Origin of the sequence: Clavibacter capsici (assembly GCF_001280205.1) — a bacterium.
Lineage (GTDB): Bacteria > Actinomycetota > Actinomycetes > Actinomycetales > Microbacteriaceae > Clavibacter > Clavibacter capsici.
This window is the reverse complement of the sequence record NZ_CP012573.1, coordinates 2,931,061-2,945,978: the sequence shown is the minus strand read 5'-3', so window position 1 is coordinate 2,945,978 and position 14,918 is coordinate 2,931,061. Positions and strand designations below refer to the sequence as shown.

Sequence of the window (14,918 nt, the reverse complement as noted above, 5' to 3'; positions counted from 1 at the left end):
CGCACGACGGCCCGGCGCCGCGCGTGCGGGGCCGGGCCGTCGGGGATGAGGAGCGCGGATCAGCTCCCGACGGCCACCGGCAGCGGCACCTCGTCGGCCGCGAGCTCCTCGCGGGTGGATCCGAGGACCTCGCGGACGGACTCGCGGATGATCCCGAGGCCCTCCTCGACCTCGTCGTCGGTGATGGTGAGCGCGGGCAGCACCTTCATGACGGTGCCGCCGGCGCCGCTCGTCTCCATGAGCATGCCGCGCTCGAACGCCGCCCGGCAGACCGCGCCGGCGAGCTCGCCGGAGGGGAACTCGATGCCGCGCGCGAGGCCGCGGCCGCGCACCTTGAGCGTCATCTCCGGCGCGGCGGAGGCGGCGATCTCGGTGAAGACCTCGTGGATCCGCTCGCCCTTGCGCAGCGTGGACGCCTCGAGCTCGCCGTCGGCCCAGTAGAGCCGCAGCGCCTCGGCGCCGGTGAGGAACGCGGGCGCGATGCCGCGGAAGGTGCCGTTGTGCTCGCCCGGCTTCCACTGGTCGAGCTCGGGCTTCAGCAGCGTGAGGGCCATGGGCAGGCCGTAGCCGCCGATGGACTTGGAGAGCGTGACGATGTCGGGGACGATGCCCGACTCCTCGAAGCTGAAGAACCCGCCCGTGCGGCCGCAGCCCATCTGCACGTCGTCGACGATGAGGACGATGCCGTGGCGCGAGGTCAGGTCGCGCAGCTTGCGGAGCCACTCGGGGGTGGCGACGTTGATGCCGCCCTCGCCCTGGACGGTCTCGACGATGACACCGGCGGGCGTGTCGAAGCCCGACCCCGAGTCGTCGAGCAGCTTCTCGAAGTACGCGAGGCTGTCGGTCTCGCCGCCGAGGTAGCCGTCGAACGGCACCGCGACGGCGTGCTGGAGCGGGTGGCCGGCGCCGCCGCGCTTGAGCGCGTTGCCGGTGACCGCGAGCGCGCCCTCGGTCATGCCGTGGAACGAGTTCGTGAAGTGGACGATCGTGGTGCGGCCGGTGACCTTGCGCGCCAGCTTCAGCGCGGCCTCGACCGCGTTGGCGCCGCCCGGGCCGGGGAACATGATGCGGTAGTCGAGCCCGCGCGGCTGGAGGATGACGTCCTGGAAGGTCTGCAGGAAGTCGCGGCGGGCCTCCGTGAACATGTCGAGGGAGTGCGTGACCCCGTCGCGGAGGATGTAGTCGACGAGCTTCTGCTTCAGGGCGGGGTTGTTGTGCCCGTAGTTGAGCGCGCCGGCGCCCGCGAAGAAGTCGAGGTAGCGGTCGCCGTCGGCCGTGAACATCTCGCTGCCCACCGCGCGGTCGAACACGACCGGCCAGCCGCGGCTGTAGCTCCGGACCTCGGACTCCATCTGCTCGAAGATCGTCATGCCGTCTCGCTCCTTGATGCTCATCGGCGATCTCGGTGGATCACCGCACGTCGGGCGGGCTCGTGGCTCCGGGCGACGGGGAAGGGGCTGCGATGCGCAGCCCCTCCATCGTCGCACCTCCTCCCGACAACGTAGGAATCCCTCGCGCGGGGGATCTCGATAGGGTCGCGGCATGGCCGCATCCGGGGACGTCGATCCGCTCCGGGCCCCGGGGACCGCGATGACCGACGTCGGCGGCCGGCAGGTGCGGCACCGCGTGACCGGCTCCGGGGATCCGCTCCTCCTCCTGCACGGCATCGGCCGCAGCCTCGAGGACTGGGCCGAGCAGCACGACCGCCTCTCCGCCGGCCACGAGCTGCACAGCCTCGACCTGCCGGGCTTCGGCTGGTCGGATCCGGTCGCGGGCCCCACCACGCTCGAGTCGCTCGCGGACGCGCTGCCCGGGTACCTCGACGCGGCGGGCGTCGCGGGTCCGGTGACGGTGGTGGGCAACTCGCTCGGCGGCGCCGTCGCGATGACCCTCGCGACCCGGCACCCGGACCGCGTGCGCGCCCTGGTGCTCGCCGACAGCGCGGGCTTCGGGCGGCAGGTGACCGTGGGCCTCCGGATGCTCGCCTTCGACCCGCTCGCCACGCTGCTCATGCGGCCGACGCCCGGCAACTCGCGGCGCTCGACCCGCACGATCTTCCACGACCCGGCGCTCACGACCGACGAGCGCGTGCGGCACGCGCAGGAGCTGTCGGCCCGGCCGGCCCACGCGGCCACGATGCTCGACATCGCGCGCGGCCTCGGCACCGTCCGCGGGGTCAGCTCGGCCTGGCGCCGCCCGCTCGTGGAGGCCGTGCGGCTCTCGGGCCTGCCGGTGCTCGCGGTGTGGGGCGACCGCGACCGGATCCTGCCGCCCGCGCACCTCGCGGCCGTCGCGCGGGAGCTGCCCGACGCGCGCACCCGCCTCATCCCCGACTGCGGGCACATGCCGCAGATCGAGCGGCCGGACCTCTTCGCCGAGCTGGTGGAGGACTTCCTCGCGTCGCTGCCGGCGGATCCCGCGGAGCGGCCCGGGAGCTAGGAGCGGTCGGCGTCCACGTCGGCGGAGTCGTCGCTGTCGTCGCTGTCGTCGTCCCCCGTGACGGCGCTCGCCTCGGCCGCCGCCTGCGCGTGCCGGCCGGCGGGGGAGAGCACCTGCTCGTGCCGGGCGGCGAGGGCCTCGAGGCCGTCGTGCGCGGCGACGCGGACGGAGGTGTCGGGATCCGTGAGCGCGCGGCGGATGACGTCCTCGTCGGCGGGGGAGCCGACGGCGCCGAGCGCGCGCAGGGCGGCGCCGCGGACGCGGGCGTTCTCGTCGGTGACGAGCACGGTGAGGGCGCGGACCAGCGGCAGCTGCCGGGTCGCGACGACCTTCGCGCACGCCTCGCGCACGCGCCACGCGCGGTTCGTGAGGTTCTTCTCGACGACCTTCGCGGCCTCGGGGGTCCAGGCGTAGAGGAGGGCGCGGGCGCCCCAGGCCTCGGGCCAGTAGAGGGGAGGCGCGCCGTTGAGGATCCCGCGGGCGTGGCGCCCGCCGACCAGCAGGAGGAAATCGTCGCCCTCGTACAGGCCGTCGAGCAGGCCCATCGCCCGCAGGGCGACCTCCCGCTCGCTCGTGCGCGCCACCGCGTCGCTCATGCGCGTCGCGAGGGAGTCCTCGCGACGGCGGGGGTCATCTCCGTCAGCCATGCGGACAACCGTATCGGCTGCGGCCGGGCGGTCCCGCCGCCCGGGAGCGGCGGGAGGCCGGATCAGCCGACCTGCGTGTTGAAGAGCAGCCCCAGCAGGTAGGTGGCGCCGGCGGCGCCGAAGCCGATCAGCAGCTGGCGGCCGGCGCGACGCAGGGGCGGGCCGCCCGACAGGAGGCCGGTGACCGCGCCCGTGATCGACAGCGCGATCGCGACGAGCACGCACGCGAGGGCGAGGGCCGCGATGCCCTGGAGGCCGAAGAGGTACGGGAGCACCGGGATCACGGCGCCGGACGCGAAGAAGCAGAAGCTCGACAGCGCCGCGCCCCATGCGGTGCCGACGCTCTCGTGCTCGTCGTCGGAGGCGGCGACGCCCGCGATGGTGACGGGGATCGGCCGGGTCTCGGCCGCGAGGTCGCGCAGCACCTCGTCGGCGTGCGCGAGCGCCTCCTCCTCGGTCATGCCGCGGGCGCGGTAGACGAGGGCGAGCTCGTTGGCGTCGACGTCGAGGTGGGGGATCGCGTCGCGGGTGCTGGGATCCGGGGCCGAGGCCTCGAGCAGCTCGCGCTGGGAGCGCACGGACACGAACTCGCCCGCGCCCATCGAGAGCGCACCGGCGAGGAGGCCCGCGAGGCCCGTGGCGAGGATCACGGCGTTGGGCACGCCCGTGGCCGTGATGCCGAGCACGAGCGCGAGGTTGCTGACGAGCCCGTCGTTGGCGCCGAAGACGGCGGCGCGGAAGGTGCCCGAGAGGCGCATCCGGCCGCGGGTCGCGAGGCCGCGCACGACCTCCTCGTGCACGCGCTCGTCGGCGGCCATCGCGTCGGTCGCGTCGTCGTCGTCCGCGTACGGCGAGCGGCTCTCGGCGCGCTGGGCCAGGGCGAGCACGAAGACGGATCCGAAGCGGCGCGCGAGCAGGCCGAGGATCCGGGTGCGGACGTCGCCGCGGACGGGCTTGCCGACGCGGTCGCCGAGCAGCTCGATCCAGTGGTCGGCGTGGCGGCCCTCGGCCTCGGCGAGGGCGAGCAGGATCGCGCGCTCCTCGCCCGTGCGACGGCCGGCGAGGTCGCGGTAGACGGCGGCCTCGGCGCGCTCGTCGGCGAGGTACTGCCGCCAGCGGCGCACCTGGGCGGGCGTCGGATCGGGCATGCGGGCAGGGGGCATGGCGGTCATGGGTGTCCTCCGGTCGGGCGACGACCGGGACGCGGGGGTCTCCGGCCGACGCGACGGCGCATCGCGCGCCTGTCGTTCGTCTGGCCGAAGGTCTCGTCCGCCCGCCTCGCTCGTGCGCGGTGGCGGGTGATGCACCGGGCCCGGGGGCCAGCATGTCGACGCATCGCCGTCCGGCCCGAGGGCCGGGGGGACTACTCCCCTTCGAGAGGAGACCCTATCGCACGGCCCCGCGCGGCCCGACGCGGTCCGGCGGCGTCGGCGCTCACGCGGGCGGCAGCAGCACGATGACCACCGGCAGCACGGGGAGCGCGCACGCGACAGCGCACAGGAGCCGCAGGGCGACGCGGTGCCCGCCGCGCGGGTGGCGCATGCGCTCGGCGCGGAGGGCGGAGAGGCCGCCGTCGGGATCCAGCTTGACGAGGGCCGAGGCGACCGTGGCCGGTCCGGAGACGCGGGCCGCGTGGTCGTCGGCGATGAACTCGATGGCGATGGTGGTCGAGAGCGCGAGGCGCTGGCTCGCGGGCAGCGCCGGGAGGATCGAGCGGGAGACCTGGGCGATGCGCACCGCGAGGGCGTGGCGCTGCTCCAGGTGCGCGGTCTCGTGCTCGAGGACGGCCGCGAGCTCGTCGTCGTCGAGCCGGGCGCGGGTCTCGGTGGTGAGGAGGATCACGCCGGTGGCGGGCGAGAGCGCGGCGAGCGGCACGTCCGACTCGACGATCCGCGCGTCGCGCCCGGCGACGCGGTACGGCCGCGAGGCGAGCAGCAGCGTCGCCACCTCGCCCGCGCGATGCCGGGCCTCGCGCACCACCCGGCCGCCCTCCTCCACGAGGCGGAACAGCAGCACGCCGAGCACGCCCGCCGCGACGTACGCGAGCGGCACCGCGGCGACCGCGGCCTCCTCCGGCCGGGCACCCGCCTGCAGCGCCATGCCCTGGTGGATGAGGAGGCCGAGGCCCGACCCGAGGCTCAGCACCGCGGTCACGAGGAAGCCGTGCCAGGCCGCGAGCATCGCGACGGGGCGCTGGGCGACGAGCTGCAGGCGCCCGAGGAGCAGCGGCGCGAGGAGCGTGACCGTGACGTAGCACTCCAGCAGGAGCACCGCGCGGACCGTGTCGCTCACTGGTCGCGCTCCGATCGGGTGGTGCGGGTGCGGGGACGCGCTCGGGCGGCGCGGGTGGTGCGGGTGACCGGTCAGATGGTCTCGGGCAGCGCCTTCGCGTTGTCGATGACCTGGCTCAGGACGGTCTTGAGGCCCTCGAGCTGCTCCTCCGTCATGGAGAGGCGGTCGCGGATCTGCTGCGGGATGGAGACGGCCCTCTCGCGCAGGGCGCGGCCCTGGTCGGTGAGCCCGATCTCGAGCACGCGCTCGTCCGTCGCGCGACGCACCCGCCACACGTGCCCCATGGCCTCGAGCCGCTTCAGCAGCGGCGAGAGCGTGGCGCTGTCGAGCTGGAGCTCGTGGCTCAGGTCCTTGACGGAGCGGGGCCCGCGGGCCCAGAGCGCGAGGAGCACGAGGTACTGGGGGTGGGTGAGCCCCAGCGGATCGAGGATGGGTCGGTAGAGGGCGGTCACGCTGCGCGCGGCGACGACCAGCGAGTAGCTGACCTGCTTGTCGAGCGCGAGCGGGTCCTGCAGGTCCTGCGGTGTTGACATGGTTCCTCCGCCGGTCATTCTGTCACTCCGTGTTGCTAACCCCTGGGCGAACGGGGGTCAGCGGCCGGATCTGTGGAAAGGCTCCTGCTTGTGAGGGATTCGGAGCGGGCGCCTCAGGCGGCGGGTCGAGCGGCCTCGGGCGTCAGGATCGCCTCCAGCTCGGCGGCCGTGTCGACCACCGCGATGGTGCCCGCGGCCTCCGCCGGGCTGCCGTAGCCCCACCCCACCATGACCGTCGGGATCCCGTGGGCCGCGGCCCCGAGCACGTCGTGCTCGCGGTCGCCCACCATCACCACGTTGCCGAGGTCGACGCCCGCGGCGCGCAGCCGCCGGAGCGCCTCCTCGATGACGTCGGCCTTCGCGGAGCGCACCTCGTCCTCGCTGGCGCCGCAGATCTCGACGAAGAGCCCCGTGAGGCCGTAGTGGTCGAGCACGCGGCGGGCCTGGGACTCGGGCTTGCTGGTGGCGAGGGAGATCGGGATGCCGGCCGCGTGGATCGCGCGCAGCACGTCGGGCACGCCGTCGTAGACCGAGCTGTCGAAGACGCCGCCGCCCGCGTAGCCCTCGCGGTAGTGGGCGAGCGCGCGCTGCTGGGCCTCGTCGTCCATGCCCGCGAGGTCGCGGAAGGACTCGAGGATGGGCGGACCCACGTACTCGAGCAGCTGGGCGGGGCCGGGGACCGGCAGGCCCATGAAGACCAGCGTCCTCGCGAGCTGCGCCGTGATCCCCGGGGCCGAGTCGGTGATGGTGCCGTCGAGGTCGAAGAGGACGCAGCTCCAGGGCGCGGAGCCGGATCCGGGGGACGTGTCGGGTGCGGACGTGTCGGGTGCGGTCACCCGCCCACCCTACGAGCCTCGCGCGGGAGGCGTCCGGGAGCCTCCCGAGGGCCGGTCAGAAGAGGCGGGCGTGCCCGTCGTCCATGCCGCGCATGGCGTCGTAGTCGAGGAGGAGGCAGCGGATGCCGCGGTCCTCGGCGAGCGTGCGGGCCTGGGGCTTGATCTCCTGCGCGGCGTAGACGCCCGTGACCGGCGCGAGGTGCGGATCCCGGTTCATCAGCTCGAGGTAGCGCGTGAGCTGCTCGACGCCGTCGATGTCGCCGCGGCGCTTGAGCTCGACCGCGACGGACCTCCCGTCGGCGTCGCGCGCGAGGATGTCGACCGGCCCGATGGCAGTCATGTACTCGCGGCGGACGAGCTCGTGGCCGTCGCCCAGGAGGTGGATCTGCTCGGCCAGCAGCTTCTGCAGGTGCGCCTCCACGCCGTCCTTGACGAGGCCCGGGTCGACGCCGAGGTCGTGCGCGGAGTCGTGCAGCACCTCGTGGATCGAGACGACGAGCATGTCCGCCGTCTTCGGCTGCACGACGCGCCAGATCTCGCGGACGCCCGCGAGCGCCTGGTCGTCGTCGGGCTCGACCTCGACGATCGTGCAGGGCGGGCTCATCCAGTTGAGGGGCTTGTAGGAGCCGCCGTCCGAGTGGACGAGGAGGCTCCCGTCGGCCTTGACCATGAGGAGGCGGGTGGCGAGGGGGAGATGCGCGCTGAGGCGGCCGGCGTAGTCGACGGAGCAGCGGGCGATGACGAGACGCACCCGGCGAGCCTAGCCGGGCGTCGGAGGGGTGCGCGTCGCGCCGGGTGCCGTGCCGGGAGCCGCCGCGGCCCATGCGGCGGTCGCGGCGGCGTGGGCGGCGGATGCGCGTCCGCCGCGCCGCAGCCCCTGGGAGAGGAGCACGCCGAGCAGCACGAGGACGGCGCCCGCGGGCTCGTTCCAGTGCAGGGACTCGCCGAGCACGAGGATCCCGAGCGCGACGCCCACGACCGGCGTGATGTACGTGACGGTCGAGGTGGCGGTGGGCCCCCAGGCGAGCAGCACGTTCATGTTCCAGAGGTAGGCGAGGCCGGTGCCGACCACGCCCAGCACGACGAGGCTGAGCACCACGGGGAGGTCGAGCGACACCGGGCCGGTCGCGAGGAACGGGGTGGCGAGGACCATCGCGGCGGCGCCCATGCCGATCTGCATGAAGGCGGTGACGACGCCGGGGATGCCGCGGTGGGTGAGGAAGCGGCGGAGGTAGCTGAACGTGATCCCGTAGCAGACGGCTGCGCCGAGGCAGGCGAGCTGGCCGGCGAGCTCGAGGAGCGGCTGGCCGGACGCGGACGCCTCGGCGCTCGGGGTGAGGCGCCACGGCCCGATGATCACGACGACGCCGACGATGCCCAGCGCGATCCCCGCGAGCTGCCGACGGCCCAGCTTCTCGACGCGGAACGCGAGGGTCGCGAGGAGCGCGGTCATGATCGGCGTGGTCGCGTTGTAGATGCTCGCGACGCCCGAGGTGACGTGCTGCTCGGCCCACGCGAACAGCGAGTACGGGATGGCGGATCCCACGACGCCGACCACCGCGAAGTGCAGCCAGACGACCCGCTCCTTCGGCAGCGGGAGGCGGCGCCCGGCGACGATGAGGCCGAGCGCGAGGGCGCCGAGCACCAGCCGCGTCCACGAGACCTGGCCGAACGAGACGCCCTCGAGCGCCACCTTCATGAAGAGGAAGCTCGCGCCCCAGACGGTGCCCATGGCGGCGAACTGGACGGCGATGCGGCGGCCGCCGGGGAGCGCGGCGGAGGTGGCGGCTGCGGAGGGCGTCGGGGCGCCGGGGGGTGTCACGTCGTCACTGTATCGGCGGGGTGCGACGGCGCCGTCGGACGCGGTCTCCCGGCTCGATGCATGGGAGGCTCGGGCGATGACGACGACGCCGGCCCCCGTGCTCGCCACGGCGCGGTTCGCGCTCGAGCCGCTGGTGGTGGCGCACGCGAGGGAGATGGTCGGGGTGCTGGCGGATCCGGCGCTGTACCGCTTCACCGGGGGCGAGCCGCCGTCGGCCGCCGCGCTCGAGGTGCGGTTCGCGCGGCAGGCGGCGGGGCGGTCGCCGGACGGATCCGCGCGGTGGCTGGTGTGGATCCTCCGCGAGCGCGCGTCGGGACGCGCGGCGGGGTTCGTGCAGGCGACCGTGACGGGCGAGGCGCCGGCGCGCGTGGCGGAGGTCGCGTGGCTCGTCGGGACCGCGGCGCAGGGATCCGGCGCGGCGGCCGAGTGCGCGGCCGCGATGGTCGCGTGGCTGCGGGAGGACGGCGTCGACATCGTGCGCGCGCACATCCACCCGGATCACGCGGCGTCGGAGGCCGTGGCGCGGCGGCTGGGGCTCGCGCCGACGGACGCGCGCGTCGACGGCGAGGTGCGCTGGGAGCTGGGCGCGGGCTAGGCGTCGGCGCTCGACGGATCCCGGAGGTCGCACGTCATCCAGACGGTGTCGCCGTGCTCGGGATCCGGGGTGACCCGGCCGCTGTCCGTGAAGCCGGCCTTCTCCAGCACGCGGGCGGACGCGGCGTTCCACCGGCGCACCGTCGACCAGAGCCGGACGCGGCCCGTCTCCCGGGCGGCGTCGACCACGGCGCGCGCCGCCTCCGTCGCGATGCCCTGCCCGTGCACCTCCCGCAGCAGCTCGAAGGCCATCTCGGGCTCCTCGACCGAGGCGCTGCCGACGATGAGGCCGCAGTACCCGACGACGCCCGGCGCGTCGCGGCGCTCGATCGCGAGCAGCCCGATCCCGGTGCGGAGCGACTCCTCCGCCTGCACCGTCAGCCGGTCGCGCACCTCGTCGCGCGACGGGTGGCCCTCGTCGTCCACGCGGCGGCTCGCGGGGTGGCGGGGATCCCGCTCGGCCCAGAGGCGCTGCACGACGTCGACGTCCGGCGGCCCCAGAGGCCGCAGCCGGAGGCGGGCGGTCTCGAGGCGCGCGGGCAGCGGGGACGCGGTCATGGCCTCACGCTACGGGGGTCGCCCCGGGAGCGACGGGATCGGTCGCCGACCGGATCAGTGGACGGCCAGCTCCACCGCGAGCACCGCGACGCCCAGCACCGCGACGCCCGCCAGCACCAGGAGCTTCACGCCGAGCCGGACGCGAAGCCGGCGGACGGCGATCAGCGTCACGAGCACGAGCGTCGCCACGAGCACGATCGAGATGATCCGCAGGGCCGCCGCGAGGTCGAGCGCGCCGAGCGCGGCGAGGCCGAGGATCGCCATGGGCACGGGCAGCACGGCGAGCGAGCTCGCGCACACGTAGAGGATGTGGCCGACGTCGCGCCGGTCCGGCACCTCGCCGTCGCGCACCATCTGCGCGATGTACTCCGCCACCGACACGGCGAGCAGCGTGCCGACGACCGTGAGCAGGAGGGTGAGCGCGGTGCCGCCGACGGTCGCGTGCTCCGCCTCGCGCACGGTCGCGATGGTGACCGCGAGGGCGGTGAAGGTGACGTAGATCCGCTCCTTCAGCGCCTCGGACCGCTGCTCGGCGTCGGGGATGCGGCGGCCGCGGGCGTCTCGGGCGGGCGGCTGGTGGGGATCGTCGGTCACGGGATCAGGCTAGGGCGACGTCGGCCGCGGCCCGCCCGCGTGGGAGCATCGGATCCATGAGCGATGCGACCGCGCCCGTCTCCCCGCCCGACCTCGCGGCGGCCGCGCGGATGTGGGCCGCGTACGCCGACGCGCACCCGCAGGCCGTCGCGGCCGGGCCCGAGCACACGGTGGAGCACTTCGGGGATCACGCCCGCCTCGCCGACGAGCTGCTCGGGATCGTGCTCTCGGGTCGGAAGCGCGCCACCGCCGAGCTCGTCGCCGACTTCCTCGCGCGCGGCGACGAGGTGCCGCGGATCGGATCCCACTGGATCGCGTGCGACAGCACCGGGGCGCCGCGCATCGTGATCCGCAGCACCGAGCTCCGCGTCGGCCCGTTCACCAGCGCCGACGCCGCGTTCGCGCGCGACGAGGGCGAGGACGACCTCTCCCTCGAGAGCTGGCGCACGCAGCACCGCATCTACTGGGAGCGCGTGAGCGCGGCCCGCGGCGCGGCCTGGTCGGAGGACGACGAGATCGTGTTCGAGCGCTTCGCTGTGGTCTGGCCGCCGGAGCACGCGGACCCGCGGTGACGCGGCCGGCGCATCTCCTCTCCGCGCGCACCGCCGCCCGCCTGTGGTTCGCCGCGCAGGCGGCGGGCGGCGCCGCGTGGTGGATCGCCGTGCCGACGATCCCCGCGGTGCGCGTCGCGACGCTCGGGTCGCTGGATCCGCTGCCCGTCGCCCTGCTCGACGTCCCGCTCTTCGTGGTCGGGTCGGCGCTCGCCGCGGCCGGGATCCGATGGGCCGCCGCCGTCGCCTCCGCGTGGACGCTCCTCGTCGCCGTCGCGCTCGCGGCGTACGCGACCGTGACGACCGAGGCCGGGATCGGGGTCGTGATCATGGCGGTCGCCGCCCTCGGATCCCTCGTCGCCTGCGCCCTGCTGCTGGTCGGCCGGCTGCCGACCCGCTGGGCGCTGATCGGCCCGTTCGCGGCGCGCCCCGCCGACGCGACCGCCGCCACCTCGCGGCACGTGCTCGCGACGGCCCTGCAGATCGTCGTCTTCTGGGGCTCCTTCCTCGGCGTCGCGCCGCTCGCGATCCGGTGGCTCGAGCTGCGCTGGCGGGTCGCGGTGCCGCTCCCGTCGGCCGCGCTGCCCGTCGGGATCGTCGTGCTGGTGCTCGCGAGTGCGCTCGGGATCTGGTCGGCCGCCGCCATGTCGACCCGCGGCGGCGGCACCCCGCTCCCAGCCGCGACCGCCACGCGCCTCGTGATCGCCGGCCCCTACCGCTTCGTCCGCAACCCCATGGCCCTCGCGGGCGTCACGCAGGCGGCGGCCGTCGGGCTGATCCTCGGATCGTGGCTCGTCGTGGCGTACGCCGTCATCGGCTCGTCGCTGTGGAACCACGTCGTGCGGCCGGGCGAGGAGGCCGACCTCGAGGCCCGCTTCGGCGATCCGTTCCGCCGCTACCGCGCCGCCGTGCGCTGCTGGGTGCCGACGTTCCCGGGCGTCGAGGCGACGCCGCGCTGACACCCCGGCCCGATCAGCGCAGGATGGACGCGATGGCTGACACCGAGATCCCCACGACCACCTTCCCCGACGGCCGCAGCACGGTCGCCCTCGCGCAGGGCACCTGGAACATGGGCGACGACCGCGGCGCCCGCGCGACCGAGCTCGACGCCCTGCGCGCCGGGATCGACGCGGGCCTCACCGCGATCGACACCGCCGAGATGTACGGCAGCGGGCGATCCGAGGAGCTCGTCGGCGAGGCGATCGCCGGCCGCCGCGACGAGGTGTTCCTCATCAGCAAGGTGCTCCCGTCGAACGCGTCCCGCCGCGGCACCGGCGAGGCCGCGCGGCGCAGCCTCCAGCGCCTCGGCACCGACCGGCTGGACCTCTACCTGCTGCACTGGCGCGGATCCCACCCGCTCGCCGACACGGTCGCCGCGATGCAGGAGCTCGTCGAGGAGGGCCTCGTCCGCGCGTGGGGCGTCAGCAACCTCGACGCCGACGACCTCGACGAGCTCGCCGCGATCCCCGGCGGCGACGCCGCGCAGACCGACCAGGTGCTCTACAACCTCGCCCAGCGCGGGCCCGAGGTCGACGTGATCCCGTGGGCCGGCCGCCGCCGCATGCCCGTCATGGCCTACTCGCCGCTCGACCAGGGCCGGCTCGCGTCGGATCCGACGCTCGCCGCCCTCGCGGAGCCGCTCGGCGTCAGCGCCGGCCAGCTCGCGCTCGCCTGGGTCGTCCGCCAGGCGCCGCACGTCTTCGCGACCGCCAAGGCCGCGACGCCCGCCCACGTCGCCGACAACCGCGCCGCGCTCGACCTCGTGATCCCGGACGAGACGATCGCCGAGCTCGACCGGGCCTTCCCGGCGCCGACGGGCGCGGGGCCGCTCGCGATGTACTGAGGCGCGCCGCGGCCGCTCTCCCTCCCCAGGTCGTCCCGATCCCGGCACCGCTCCTCCTCGACCTCGCGGGTGAGGATGCCGCTCCCGCGTGTCAGGGTGCGCTGTCGCGTGGCAGCTGCGCCGCCGACGCGGGCGGAGGTCCGCCCGCCCGCGAGGAGACGAGGTGCCCGTGATCCATGCCGAGGCGGTGACGGCTGCGGTCCAGAGCGCGGCCACGCTCTGGGCCGCGGTCATCGCCGGCGGGGCGGCCCTCCTCTCGGCCGTGCTGTCCGCGGTGGCCGCCCACCGCTCCGGTCGGTGGACGCAGCGCGAGCAGTGGTGGCAGCGCTTCACCTGGGCCTGCGAGAAGTGCATCAGTCGAGAACCGGGGGCGTCGGAGGTGGGCGCCTCCGTGCTGGACGCCCTCATCGCCGTGCCCTGGGCGTCGGCCGCCGATCACGAGATGGCACTGGCGATGAGCAACGTCATCGTCGATCATGTGCGGGAGCCCGCCGCGCCGGCAGGAGTCGTGGGCAGGAGGAACCGGAGGAGATGGTGGCCCGCATGACGCCCTACAGCGCCGAGGCCCAGCGCAGGGCGCACCGGCTCGCCGCCCACGCCGCGGAGAACCTCCGCCGCTTCGGCAAGAGCGTCTACTTCGACCCGGGCGAAGGGCGGTACGTCGTCGTCGACGTCGACGGCGAGGTGGACGCCGGATGGGTCCGCGTGGCCGACGCCCCCGATGCGTGGGCCCTCCGTCGGGCCCGGCTGCGCCGCCGCCTCGGGCGCTGAGGCACCGGGCGCATCGGCCGCGGACGTCAGGCCCGCGCGACCCCCGTCACGATCCACCGGTCGCCGCGCGCCCGCAGGCCCAGCGTGAGCGCCCGCGCGCCGATGTAGACGAGGCCGAAGGCCGCCCACAGCGCGAGGAGGGCGGGCGTGCCGGCGACGCGGCCGGTCTCGGTGAGCCAGGCCACGAGGATCAGCGCGGGCGCGTAGATCGCGAGGTTCACGAGGCCCGCGAGCGCGAGGTAGCGGGCGTCGCCGGCGCCGATGAGCACGCCGTCGAGGACGAACACGTACCCGGCGACCGGCAGGCCCACCGCGAGCACGAGGGTCACGGCGGCGAGCATGCGGTGGATCCCCGCATCGCCCGTGAAGACCGGCCCGAGCAGCGGCGAGAGGGCCGCGAGCACGAGGCCGAGGATCGCGCCGAGCCCCACGCCCCACTGCACGAGGCGCCGGGCGACGGCGCGGACGCGCGGCACGTCGTCGGCGCCGAGGCCGTGGCCGACGAGCGCCTGGCCGGCGATCGCGAGCGCGTCGAGCACGAACGCCACGGTCGAGAAGAGCGTGAGCGCGATCTGCAGGGTCGCGAGCCCGGTCACCCCGAGGCCCGCGCCCACGGCGACCGTCGCGAGGATCGCCGCGCGGAGCGACGCCGTGCGCACGAGCAGCCAGCCGCCCGACGCCGCCGAGCGCGCGACCCCGCGGAGGCCGGGCCGCAGGGTGGTGCCCGTCTCGCGGGCGGCGCGCACGGCGATCAGGACGAAGACCGCCGCCATGCCCCACTGCGCGAGGACGGTGCCCCACGCGGATCCGGCGATGCCGAACCCGAGCCCGTAGATGAGGAACGCGTTGAGCGCCGCGTTCGCCGCGAAGCCGGAGACGGCGACGACGAGCGGGGTGCGTGTGTCCTGGAGGCCGCGGAGGAGGCCGGTCGCGGCGATGACGAGGAGCATCGCGGGCACCCCGGCGAGCGAGATGCCGAGGTAGGTGCGCGCGGCGTCGACCACGGCGGCGGTCGCGGCCGGGTCCGCGTCGGCGCCGCCGGTGTCCGCGAGGGCGCGCACGAGCGGATCCGCGACCACGAGCCCGACGACCAGCACCACCGCGCCGAGCGCCAGCGCGAGCCACAGGCCGTCGATGCCCGCGCGGATCGCGCCCGGCCGGTCACCCGCGCCGAGGCGCCGCGCGACGGTGGGCGTGGTCGCGTACGCGAGGAAGACCAGGAGGCCGACGATCGTCTGCAGGATCACGCTCGCGATGCCGAGGCCCGCGAGCGGCGCGCTGCCGAGGTGGCCGACGAGCGCCGTGTCGGTGAGGAGGAACAGCGGCTCGGCCACGAGCGCCCCGAGCGCGGGCACGGCCAGCGCGAGGATCTCGCGGTCGAGCGGGCGGCGGATCCGCGGGCGTCGCCCGGTGGATCCGCCCGCCGCACCGGGCTCGG

Annotated in this window: 18 protein-coding genes; 7 read left to right on the top strand and 11 right to left on the bottom strand. The window is 75.3% G+C overall.

The genetic code is table 11. The features are described from left to right. Nucleotides 1-59: 59 nt before the first annotated feature. Nucleotides 60-1,394, bottom strand: a complete 1,335-nt coding sequence (gene ectB / locus AES38_RS13905; RefSeq protein ID WP_210768428.1) for a diaminobutyrate--2-oxoglutarate transaminase — start codon at nucleotides 1,392-1,394, stop codon at nucleotides 60-62. A 148-nt stretch (nucleotides 1,395-1,542) separates the two neighbouring features. Here ectB and AES38_RS13900 point away from each other — a divergent pair, with 148 nt between their 5' ends. Next, nucleotides 1,543-2,439 (top strand): alpha/beta fold hydrolase, encoded by an 897-nt coding sequence (locus tag AES38_RS13900; protein ID WP_053775466.1) that lies wholly within the window; start codon nucleotides 1,543-1,545, stop codon nucleotides 2,437-2,439. Here AES38_RS13900 and AES38_RS13895 read toward each other — a convergent pair. From AES38_RS13895 to AES38_RS13865, 7 genes are all read right to left on the bottom strand, one after another. Continuing rightward, nucleotides 2,436-3,086, bottom strand: a complete 651-nt coding sequence (locus AES38_RS13895; RefSeq protein ID WP_053775465.1) for a HEAT repeat domain-containing protein — start codon at nucleotides 3,084-3,086, stop codon at nucleotides 2,436-2,438. The two genes, AES38_RS13900 and AES38_RS13895, sit on opposite strands and share 4 nt — an antisense overlap. Before the next feature lie 62 nt (nucleotides 3,087-3,148). Continuing rightward, on the bottom strand, nucleotides 3,149-4,258 hold the full coding sequence (locus tag AES38_RS13890; RefSeq protein ID WP_053775464.1) for a VIT1/CCC1 transporter family protein: 1,110 nt from the start codon (nucleotides 4,256-4,258) through the stop codon (nucleotides 3,149-3,151). Nucleotides 4,259-4,520: 262 nt separating this feature from the next. Then, a complete protein-coding gene (locus AES38_RS13885) occupies nucleotides 4,521-5,378 on the bottom strand; it encodes a M56 family metallopeptidase (RefSeq protein WP_053775463.1) in 858 nt (285 codons plus the stop codon). Nucleotides 5,379-5,449: 71 nt separating this feature from the next. Continuing rightward, nucleotides 5,450-5,911: a MarR family winged helix-turn-helix transcriptional regulator gene (locus AES38_RS13880; protein ID WP_053775462.1), complete on the bottom strand. Its 462-nt coding sequence runs from the start codon at nucleotides 5,909-5,911 to the stop codon at nucleotides 5,450-5,452. Between the two features lie 113 nt (nucleotides 5,912-6,024). Further along, entirely contained in the window at nucleotides 6,025-6,747 is a 723-nt protein-coding gene (locus AES38_RS13875; RefSeq protein ID WP_053775461.1) for an HAD family hydrolase, read from the bottom strand. A gap of 55 nt (nucleotides 6,748-6,802) precedes the next feature. Beyond that, nucleotides 6,803-7,498, bottom strand: a complete 696-nt coding sequence (nucS, locus tag AES38_RS13870) for an endonuclease NucS (RefSeq protein WP_053775460.1) — start codon at nucleotides 7,496-7,498, stop codon at nucleotides 6,803-6,805. 9 nt (nucleotides 7,499-7,507) lie between these two features. Beyond that, nucleotides 7,508-8,479: a DMT family transporter gene (locus tag AES38_RS13865; protein ID WP_244629274.1), complete on the bottom strand. Its 972-nt coding sequence runs from the start codon at nucleotides 8,477-8,479 to the stop codon at nucleotides 7,508-7,510. A 166-nt stretch (nucleotides 8,480-8,645) separates the two neighbouring features. Here AES38_RS13865 and AES38_RS13860 point away from each other — a divergent pair, with 166 nt between their 5' ends. Then, complete coding sequence (locus AES38_RS13860; protein ID WP_053775458.1) at nucleotides 8,646-9,164, top strand: GNAT family N-acetyltransferase; 519 nt, start codon at nucleotides 8,646-8,648, stop codon at nucleotides 9,162-9,164. Here AES38_RS13860 and AES38_RS13855 read toward each other — a convergent pair. Both AES38_RS13855 and AES38_RS13850 read right to left on the bottom strand, forming a co-directional pair. Continuing rightward, on the bottom strand, nucleotides 9,161-9,721 hold the full coding sequence (locus AES38_RS13855; protein ID WP_053775457.1) for a GNAT family N-acetyltransferase: 561 nt from the start codon (nucleotides 9,719-9,721) through the stop codon (nucleotides 9,161-9,163). The genes AES38_RS13860 and AES38_RS13855 overlap by 4 nt on opposite strands. 54 nt (nucleotides 9,722-9,775) lie before the next feature. After that, nucleotides 9,776-10,315 (bottom strand): hypothetical protein, encoded by a 540-nt coding sequence (locus AES38_RS13850; protein WP_053775456.1) that lies wholly within the window; start codon nucleotides 10,313-10,315, stop codon nucleotides 9,776-9,778. Between the two features lie 56 nt (nucleotides 10,316-10,371). Between AES38_RS13850 and AES38_RS13845 the strand changes: the two genes are divergently transcribed. The 5 genes from AES38_RS13845 (at nucleotide 10,372) to AES38_RS13825 (ending at nucleotide 13,480) form a co-directional block, all read left to right on the top strand. After that, nucleotides 10,372-10,887 (top strand): ASCH domain-containing protein, encoded by a 516-nt coding sequence (locus AES38_RS13845; RefSeq protein ID WP_053775455.1) that lies wholly within the window; start codon nucleotides 10,372-10,374, stop codon nucleotides 10,885-10,887. Then, nucleotides 10,884-11,825: a methyltransferase family protein gene (locus AES38_RS13840; protein WP_053775454.1), complete on the top strand. Its 942-nt coding sequence runs from the start codon at nucleotides 10,884-10,886 to the stop codon at nucleotides 11,823-11,825. The genes AES38_RS13845 and AES38_RS13840 overlap by 4 nt, the downstream gene beginning before the upstream one ends. A 23-nt stretch (nucleotides 11,826-11,848) precedes the next feature. Continuing rightward, complete coding sequence (locus AES38_RS13835; RefSeq protein ID WP_081001910.1) at nucleotides 11,849-12,709, top strand: aldo/keto reductase; 861 nt, start codon at nucleotides 11,849-11,851, stop codon at nucleotides 12,707-12,709. Between the two features lie 169 nt (nucleotides 12,710-12,878). Further along, nucleotides 12,879-13,256, top strand: a complete 378-nt coding sequence (locus AES38_RS13830) for a hypothetical protein (RefSeq protein WP_157883550.1) — start codon at nucleotides 12,879-12,881, stop codon at nucleotides 13,254-13,256. Continuing rightward, nucleotides 13,253-13,480: a hypothetical protein gene (locus AES38_RS13825; RefSeq protein ID WP_157883549.1), complete on the top strand. Its 228-nt coding sequence runs from the start codon at nucleotides 13,253-13,255 to the stop codon at nucleotides 13,478-13,480. Before AES38_RS13830 ends, AES38_RS13825 begins: the two co-directional genes overlap by 4 nt. Before the next feature lie 26 nt (nucleotides 13,481-13,506). Here the strand turns inward: AES38_RS13825 and AES38_RS13820 are convergent, their stop codons facing one another. Beyond that, complete coding sequence (locus AES38_RS13820) at nucleotides 13,507-14,841, bottom strand: MATE family efflux transporter (protein ID WP_157883571.1); 1,335 nt, start codon at nucleotides 14,839-14,841, stop codon at nucleotides 13,507-13,509. Between the last annotated feature and the right edge of the window lie 77 nt (nucleotides 14,842-14,918).